The organism is Nocardia sp. NPDC050412, from assembly GCF_044458825.1.
GTDB lineage: Bacteria > Actinomycetota > Actinomycetes > Mycobacteriales > Mycobacteriaceae > Nocardia.
The window spans coordinates 317,636-325,229 of the sequence record NZ_JBITIJ010000006.1 but is presented as its reverse complement, the minus strand read 5'-3'; the positions used below and the strand labels follow the sequence as shown (position 1 = coordinate 325,229).

Here is a 7,594-nt window from a genome sequence, read left to right as displayed (position 1 = left end):
AGTGCTGGGCCGAATTCGTCAGTGCTGGGCCGAACTCGTCAGTGCTGGGCCGAACTCGTCAGTGCTGGGCGGAACTCCGCAGTGCTGGGCGGAACTCGTCAGTGCTGGGCGGAACTCCGCAGTGCTGGGCGGAACTCGTCAGTGCTGGGCGGAACTCCGCAGTGCTGGGCGGAACTCGTCAGTGCCGGGCCGAACTCCGCAGTGCCGGGCCGAACTCGTCAGTGCTGGGCCGAACTCCGCAGTGCTGGGTGCTCTCGATCATGTGTTGCTCCGGAACGGTATCGGCGCAACCCTTTTGGGGCCTTGTCGTACTGGATTCCGTGATCTGAGCGGCGTTGGATCGAGTTCGGCGGTGTTGGATCGAGTTTGGATGTCACCCGGTCGTGCTACCCCTTCTGCTGACTCTTCGAGCGAAGGATGCCCATGGACAATGTGATCGGACAGATCGACCGCGCACTGGATATGACGGGTGCGATCGTGATCGCCGCTGTCGATGGCGACCGGCTCGCGGCGCCGACGCCGTGTCAGGATTGGGATGTGTATGCGGTGCTCAATCATGCCGTGGGCAATATGCACCGGTTCGCGGCCGAGGTCAGCGGGACCGATGCGGGCGCCGGACTCGAGGACGACTGGCTCGGCATCGATCCGCAGGGTGCCTTCGCGGCGGCCGCTGAGGTGGACCGCGCCGCCTGGCATCGCCCCGACGCCCTGACCGGCACCGTGCACCTGGCTCTCGGCGAGCTACCCGGCCCGGCGGCCGCCATGGTTCATCTCACCGAAGTTGTCGCGCACGGGGTCGATATCGCCGTGGCCATCGACCGTCCCGACCTCGCTGATGACGAATTGTGCGCCGAAGTGCTGACCACCATGCACGCCATGGGCGGGCTCGACGGGTTCCGCAAACCGGGGATGTTCGACGAGGAGGTCACGGTGCCCGCGGACGCACCCGCGCACCGTCGACTGCTCGGCTATCTCGGGCGGGCCTGGTAACCGTTTGTCGCGCGGTCGATCTCAGGCGCGACGTACGGGATGCCGCAGGATCGTGCGGGTATGCGCGTCCGGTGACCTGCGCGGATCCGAGAGGTAGATCTCGTGATGGCGGCCGTTCATGACCAACCCCTCGGCGGCCATGAATGCTTCCATCTTGGCCAGCGTCTCCGGTTCGGTGGCATACGGTCCGATGTGCATGACGTGGATCGCGGTACCCTCGGTCAGCTGCTCGAATCTCGCGCCTGACACCATCTCGTCGGGCACCATCTCGGCGGTGACCACCTCCGGCATGCGGATCATCAGCTTCCATTGCCACTGTTCGCGTGGTACCGACAGCGGCGGCTCATCTGAGTTCACCCACCACTGGCCCTCCAGCTTCGGCACCACGAAATCCTGGCCGTCCGCTTGGGCGATCTTCTTGGCGCCGTAGGCGGTTCGATGCAGCCTCTGCACTGCCTCGGTGTAATTCGCGCCGCCGGGTGCGCCGGAGCCGGTGACCGTCAGGTAGCCGTAGGTGTCGAAGGTGCGCAGTTCGGGTTCGGGGGTGGCGTCGTAGTAGTGCCGGTCGCTCTTGGCCAGATCGAGTTTCATTGTGAGCCCTTCGGTATCGAAATCTCGGACGGTGACGAGCGTGAACCCTCCATCGGCGGGAGAGTCAAGCTGACTCGGAGCGATCCGTGTGGAAGTTTGGCTGTCGTGGAGGAGATCTTCGGTAAGGCCGGTGTGCGCGGTTGGTTGCACGCCCGATGTTTCGACTGCGCCGGTGAGGTCGGGCTCGGTGCCGATGAACCGGTGGTGTTGGCGTCGGTGGTGAAGGTGCCCTTGGTGCTGGAGTTCGCCCGTCAGGTGGTCGCGGGCCAGCTCGATCCGACCGATCGGGTGCGGGCCACCGCGGCGGATCGGCTCGGTGGCGTCGGCACCGCGGGATGTCTGGACGATGTCGAATTCAGCCTGCGCGATGCGGCATTCTTCGCACTGACCGTGAGCGACAACACCGCCGCCGACCTGCTCTTCGACCGCGTCGGCCTGGACAATGTGCGCTCACTGACACGCGAATTGGGGCTCACCGAGACCCGGATCGTCGGCTCGCCCAGATTCGTCGTCCAGACCATGGCAGAGGATATCGGCGCATCCGATACCGCCGAATTCGCGCAACGCTTCCCGACCCTGAGTGTGTCGGAAGTGCTCGGCACCCGTGCCATGGATCCGCTGCGCACTACCGCGAGCACGCCGCGCGAGATGACCCGCTTGCTCACCCTGCTCGGCCAGGATCGCGCGGGCGATCCTGCCGCCTGCCGGTGGGTGCGCGAACTCATGGGCGAGCAGCTCAACTGGTACCGGCTCGCCGCGGCCTTTCCGTCGGAGGTGTCGGTGTGGGGCAAGACCGGATCACTGCCCGCTATTCGCAATGAGATCGGGGTGGTGGCATATCCCGGTGGAAGTCGTTATGCCGTAGCGGTTTTCACCAGGGCCGATACCCTCGCCCAGCGGTTGCCCGAGGTGGATCATGCGATCGGCGCCGCCGCCCGGTCGGCGATTCAGCGTATCCGTCACGAACGGCCGAATACGACATTCCACGGCCGCTGCGCCACCTCCTGAGCGGGCGCGGGTCGTGATGCGCCGTCACCCTGGATGACCGTCACGATCAGCTCGGCCAGTTCGCGCATCAGCGGATGTGGTGCCGCTGCGGGCCAGGCCAGCGAGAGTCGCCAGCTCAGTGCGTCGGTCAGCGGTCGCCAAACGACGCGCGGTTCCTTTTGTGCGACCATGCCCTGGTCGAAGGCGACGCCGCGGCCGGAAAGCACCATGCCCAGCACGAATTCGGGATTGCGGGCGTGCTGGACGCGGGTGGGTCGGAAGCCGTGCTCCCAGCAGGTGCGCATGGTCGCGTCGTAGAGGCCGGGCGCGGCGGCCCGCGGAAAGATCACCAGACCGAGTCCGGCCAGGTCGGCGAGGGTGAGCGCGGAGCGTGTGGCCAGCGGCGAATCGCGTGGCAGCACCACGCCGAGCGGTGTTTCGATTTCGGGGCCGAGTTCGAGTCCGACCACGTCGACCGGATGTTGCAGCAGTCCGGCGTCGAGTTGGCGGTCGGCGAGCAGTCGGATCTGCTCGGCGGTGGTCAGTTCCTGTAGGTCGACTCGGACGTCACGGCTTTCGAATGCTGTAAGCATCGCGGCGAGCACCCGTCCGGCCAGTTCGGGTGGGACACCGACCCGCAGCGCATCGATCTCACCCCGATGCGCCTTGCCCACCAGCCGTCGCGCCCGATCCCAGCGGGCGAGCAGATCGCGGGCTTCCACGAGCAGGATCTGGCCCGCCTCGGTGAGTTCGACGCGTCGGCTGTCCCGGTCGAAGAGTCGCGCGCCGAGATCCTGCTCGAGTTTGCGGATGCGCTGGCTCAGCGGGGGCTGCGCGATGCCGAGGCGTTCGGCGGCGCGTCCGAAGTGCAGTTCTTCGGCGACGGCGACGAAGTACCGCAGTTGGCGCAGGGAGTCCACGCTGTGACGATATCTGCCGCTGGCCCGCAATGGAGCCAATATTTGCTTAGCGTAAGCAACTAATATATAGTTGCATACCGCAAGCAACTAATCTCGTCTGGGAGTCGGCATGGCAGTCTCACCCGATACCGCGCAGAGCCTGATCAAGGAGCTGTATCTGATCGGCCGCGCGATCCGCCTCGCCCTCATCCATCCGGAGGAGGGCGACATGCTCCCCGGCGGGGTCGCGGTGCTGGGCACCCTCGAGGCCAAAGGACCGTGCCGACAGGTCGACCTGGCCGTCGACCTGTGCCTCAGCGCATCGGTATTGAGCAGACACGTCGCGGAATTGGTCGCCGCCGGATACATCAGCAGGCAGGCCGACCCCACCGACGGCCGTGCCTCCCGCATTCGGATCACCGACGCGGGAAGCGAACTGCTGCAACGAGTTCGGGCGTCGAGGGCGGCGGGGTTGCAGACCGCCCTCGCGGACTGGGACGAACACGAGGCGGAACAGGCGTGTGCGGCAGTGCACAAGCTCAGGAACTCACTCGTCGCCCATATCCACCGCACCGATGACCACCAGCCGGTTTCGTAAGAGAGTCAGGTAGTAGATGTCCACACCAGTACAGGCGCCGCGGCGGGAGATGACTCACCGCGAAATCCTCGAAGCGATGACCGGATTACTGGCCGCGCTGTTCACGGCGCTGCTCAGCACCACGATCGTCTCGACCGCGCTGCCGACGATCATCGGTGATCTGCAGGGGTCGCAGACCGCATACGCCTGGGTCATCACCACGGCGCTGCTGGCCAATGCCGCATCCACCCCGATCTGGGGCAAGTTCGCCGACCTGTTCAATAAGAAGCTGCTGGTCCAATCGGCCATCGTCATCTTCGTCGCCGGCTCGATCATCGCCGGAGTCGCGCACAACGTGCCGGTGCTGTTGGTCGCTCGCGTCGTCCAAGGTATCGGCATGGGCGGTTTGACCGCCCTGGTCGTGGCGATCATCGGTTCGATCGTCGCGCCTCGCGAACGCGGTCGGTACTCGGGCTATATGGGCGCGGTAATGGCGGTATCGATGTCGGGCGGCCCCATCCTCGGCGGCGTCATCGTCGACAGCCCGCTCGGCTGGCGCTGGTGCTTCTTCGTGTGCGTGCCCATCGCGGTGATCGCGCTGGTGCTGCTGCAGCGGACGCTGCGGCTGCCCACCGAGCGCAAGGCGGGCGTGTCGATCGACTGGCTAGGTGCGGCGCTGCTGACCGCCGGTGTTTCGGTGCTGCTGATCTGGGTGTCGTTCGCCGGAAAGGCGAACTACTACGCCTGGATCTCCACGGAGTCGGCGCTCTACGTCGGTGCCGGTGTACTGCTGCTGATCGCGACCGTGTGGGTCGAGTCCCGCGCCAAGTCGCCGATCATCCCGTTGTCCATCGTCACCGAACGCACCACGGGTCTGGCGATCATCGCCTCGATCGCCGTCGGTGTCGGCATGTTCGGTGCGACCACCTTCCTCGGACAGTACTTCCAGACCGCGCGCGGCTACTCGCCGACCGTGGCGGGCGTCCTGACCATCCCGCTGGTGGCGGGCATGCTGACCGCATCGGTCGGCTCCGGCCAGCTGATCACCCGGTTCGGCAAGTGGAAGAGCTTCGTCGTCAGCGGCGGCGCGCTGCTGGTGGTCGGGTTCGGGCTGCTGTCCACGATCGACCACGCGACCAACCTGTGGCTGGTCGGCATCTACATCGCCGTTGTCGGGCTCGGCGTCGGCATGATGATGCAGAACCTGGTGCTGGCCGTGCAGAACACCGTGAGCGTGCACAATATCGGCGCGGCATCCAGCAGCGTCGCCTTCTTCCGCACGTTCGGCGGCGCGATCGGGGTATCGGTGCTGGGGTCGGTGCTGGCAACCCAGGTCAGCGATCTGTCCAAGGCAGGGTTTGCCAAACTTGGCATTCAGACGACCTCGTCCGGCGGCGGCAACCTCGATCTCGACGCCCTCCCCGGACCCATCGCCACCATCGTGCGCGCCTCCTACGGCGACGCGACCGGCCGGATCTTCCTGATCGCCGCGGCCGCAACGGTCGTCGCCCTCATCGCGACCGCCTTCCTGCCGAACCGCCCGCTGCGCCGCACGGTCGACATCGAGCCTGCCCTCGATCCGATGCATTCGGATGCGGACTCCACGCACACCGATGACGTGGGCTCCGCGCATAAGGTCGCGGAACCGGCGCTGCGCTAGCGAATCCAGCAATTGATGAAGGCCCCCGAGCGGATCGCACTCCTCAGCTGGCTGCTTCGGCGAGCGCCCCGCGGGCGCGGCCCGTCAGTCCCTCGCGGAGCTCGCCGGGAGTGGTGTCGAAGCGTCGACGGAAGGCCTTGCTGAAGCTGCTGGTCGAACCGAAGCCCAGGTCCGTTGCGATATCGGTGATACTTCGGTGCCGGTAGGCAGGGCTGCGCAGACGGTCGCGCGCCAGTTGCAGGCGTTCTTCCCGGATGACTTCGCTTGGCGTAGTGCCGACATTGCTGAACGCCAGTTGAATTTGACGCAGTGACCAGCCGAGCTCACCGGCGATGCGTGTGCCGGTTAGCTCGGGATCTCCGGCGTGGTCGTGGATATACCGGCGCGCGACCGCTTCGACATGGGCGAGCTGGGAGGCTGAACTCGCCGGTTCGCCGAGGATCTGCATGCAGAGCAGATCCACCAGCCGTTCGGAGACGCTGTCGAATTGGAGGTCGGTGAGTGCGGTGCATTCGGCGTACAGGCCGCCGAGGATTCCGTCGGTCACCCGTCCGAGCCCGGTCGTGAGATCCAGCGGGTGGTCGGGTGGAACGACGCGGTTGAGGCGATGCCGTATCTCCTTGCGCGGAATGGTGATGATCACCCCCTGCGTGCCGTCGGACATCGACATGGCGTAGGGCCGGTCGACGGCCACCAGACACATTGTTCCCGGGTCGAGAGTCCCGTACCCGTCGTTCGTGCGGAAGGACAGTCGCCCGACGAAAGGGACGATCAACCGGTAGTCGTCATCGGGGTCGGCACGGATGTGGCTCGGGTTGCGAAGGTAGGTGATGGCCTCCGATTTCCACCCGACCAGCTGGTAGGCGTCGGTGCGCCGGAGTCGAGTGTGCCCCTGGAAGGTGTTGGGGCTGGGAAATCTGTAGCCCAGCCGGCAGTGGTATGTGCTGATCAGATCGGCCCAGTAGTCGGCTCGCTCATGTGGATCCACCGCACTTGTCGAGGTGGAGCCGGCAATAGCCGCTTGATTCATGAATATCGCCTCCGACTCGGCGCTCATCGGGAGCCCGGGGCAGACCCCGATTTCGAGAAGAGTTTAGAGCAGACCCGCGCGGATCACCGCCGGAGCAAGCATTGCCGGTTTTCGAGTTCTGCGCGTTCGGACCATTCTCGTGCGCTTCAGGACAAGCGGCCATGCTCGGGCGGCGGCTACGGTCCGAATAGCTGATGTCCGGATCGGCCGCCGCGGCTACCGGTGCCGGCCCGATTCAGCTGGTTGCGGACGAGCGTCAGGAGTTCATATGCGCAGAATCGTGGTCGGTGACGACGGAACCGGACAGGGACGGGTCCTGGCCGACGACAGCACTGATCCGCTGACATTGGCGCTGCTGCCCGGTGCCGAGATCTATCGGATGTGGGAACTCGACGAGCTACCCGATCTGCCGGTCGACCGGATGCCTCCGCAGACCGATACGCGCTACTTCCCCGGTCCGGGTGGACTGCGTTTCGGATTCATCTCCGTACCGCCGGGGCTGACCTATGAGCGCGACGTCGATCTGTCCGAGGAGGAGATGGCGGCCGTTGCCGCGGAAGCGGAGACGAAACTGCCGGGAATGATGGCGGCTTTCGATCCCGCCGCGCCCGGCATGCACAGCACCGCGAGCATCGATTTCATCGTCGTGCTCAGCGGGCAAGGCCGCATGCGCCTCGGCGACGATGTCGATGTATCGCTGCGATCGGGCGATTGCTTGATCCAGCACGGCACACCACACGCATGGTTCAACGACGGTGCGGTGCCGTTCGTCTTCTGTTACACCCTCTGCGGTGTCGTCGACCGGAATGTGCCGATGAAGCCATGACCGATCTCCAGCATCCACGGGGGAGGTCTCTTGC

The 7,594-nt window shown here is 65.7% G+C and carries 8 protein-coding genes; 5 read left to right on the top strand and 3 right to left on the bottom strand.

The genetic code is table 11. The features are described 5' to 3' along the window. Positions 1-423: 423 nt before the first annotated feature. Entirely contained in the window at positions 424-990 is a 567-nt protein-coding gene (locus ACIBI6_RS19230) for a TIGR03086 family metal-binding protein (RefSeq protein ID WP_364341313.1), read from the top strand. Between the two features lie 21 nt (positions 991-1,011). Here the strand turns inward: ACIBI6_RS19230 and ACIBI6_RS19225 are convergent, their stop codons facing one another. Next, complete coding sequence (locus tag ACIBI6_RS19225; RefSeq protein ID WP_396957246.1) at positions 1,012-1,581, bottom strand: GyrI-like domain-containing protein; 570 nt, start codon at positions 1,579-1,581, stop codon at positions 1,012-1,014. 105 nt (positions 1,582-1,686) lie between these two features. Between ACIBI6_RS19225 and ACIBI6_RS19220 the strand changes: the two genes are divergently transcribed. Further along, on the top strand, positions 1,687-2,589 hold the full coding sequence (locus ACIBI6_RS19220; protein ID WP_396957245.1) for a serine hydrolase: 903 nt from the start codon (positions 1,687-1,689) through the stop codon (positions 2,587-2,589). Here ACIBI6_RS19220 and ACIBI6_RS19215 read toward each other — a convergent pair. Continuing rightward, positions 2,541-3,488 carry a LysR substrate-binding domain-containing protein gene (locus ACIBI6_RS19215; RefSeq protein WP_364341319.1) on the bottom strand — a complete coding sequence of 316 codons (948 nt, stop codon included), beginning with the start codon at positions 3,486-3,488 and terminating at the stop codon, positions 2,541-2,543. The genes ACIBI6_RS19220 and ACIBI6_RS19215 overlap by 49 nt on opposite strands. A 109-nt stretch (positions 3,489-3,597) precedes the next feature. Between ACIBI6_RS19215 and ACIBI6_RS19210 the strand changes: the two genes are divergently transcribed. Together ACIBI6_RS19210 and ACIBI6_RS19205 are read left to right on the top strand one after the other, a co-directional pair. After that, positions 3,598-4,065 carry a MarR family transcriptional regulator gene (locus tag ACIBI6_RS19210; protein ID WP_364341321.1) on the top strand — a complete coding sequence of 156 codons (468 nt, stop codon included), beginning with the start codon at positions 3,598-3,600 and terminating at the stop codon, positions 4,063-4,065. 16 nt (positions 4,066-4,081) lie between these two features. After that, positions 4,082-5,704: an MDR family MFS transporter gene (locus ACIBI6_RS19205; RefSeq protein WP_396957244.1), complete on the top strand. Its 1,623-nt coding sequence runs from the start codon at positions 4,082-4,084 to the stop codon at positions 5,702-5,704. Between the two features lie 43 nt (positions 5,705-5,747). On the opposite strand, the gene ACIBI6_RS19200 is transcribed toward ACIBI6_RS19205, so the two are convergent. Further along, positions 5,748-6,734 carry a helix-turn-helix domain-containing protein gene (locus tag ACIBI6_RS19200; protein ID WP_364341323.1) on the bottom strand — a complete coding sequence of 329 codons (987 nt, stop codon included), beginning with the start codon at positions 6,732-6,734 and terminating at the stop codon, positions 5,748-5,750. Between the two features lie 268 nt (positions 6,735-7,002). Here ACIBI6_RS19200 and ACIBI6_RS19195 point away from each other — a divergent pair, with 268 nt between their 5' ends. Next, complete coding sequence (locus ACIBI6_RS19195; RefSeq protein WP_364341326.1) at positions 7,003-7,560, top strand: cupin domain-containing protein; 558 nt, start codon at positions 7,003-7,005, stop codon at positions 7,558-7,560. Positions 7,561-7,594: the final 34 nt, after the last annotated feature.

What these genes read in the sequence shown, in the direction of transcription:
- ACIBI6_RS19230 (WP_364341313.1), top strand. Translation starts at nt 424, where the DNA reads ATGGACAATGTGATCGGACAGATCGACCGCGCACTGGATATGACGGGT.
- ACIBI6_RS19225 (WP_396957246.1), bottom strand. Translation starts at nt 1,581, where the DNA reads ATGAAACTCGATCTGGCCAAGAGCGACCGGCACTACTACGACGCCACC.
- ACIBI6_RS19210 (WP_364341321.1), top strand. Translation starts at nt 3,598, where the DNA reads ATGGCAGTCTCACCCGATACCGCGCAGAGCCTGATCAAGGAGCTGTAT.
- ACIBI6_RS19205 (WP_396957244.1), top strand. Translation starts at nt 4,082, where the DNA reads ATGTCCACACCAGTACAGGCGCCGCGGCGGGAGATGACTCACCGCGAA.
- ACIBI6_RS19200 (WP_364341323.1), bottom strand. Translation starts at nt 6,734, where the DNA reads ATGAATCAAGCGGCTATTGCCGGCTCCACCTCGACAAGTGCGGTGGAT.
- ACIBI6_RS19195 (WP_364341326.1), top strand. Translation starts at nt 7,003, where the DNA reads ATGCGCAGAATCGTGGTCGGTGACGACGGAACCGGACAGGGACGGGTC.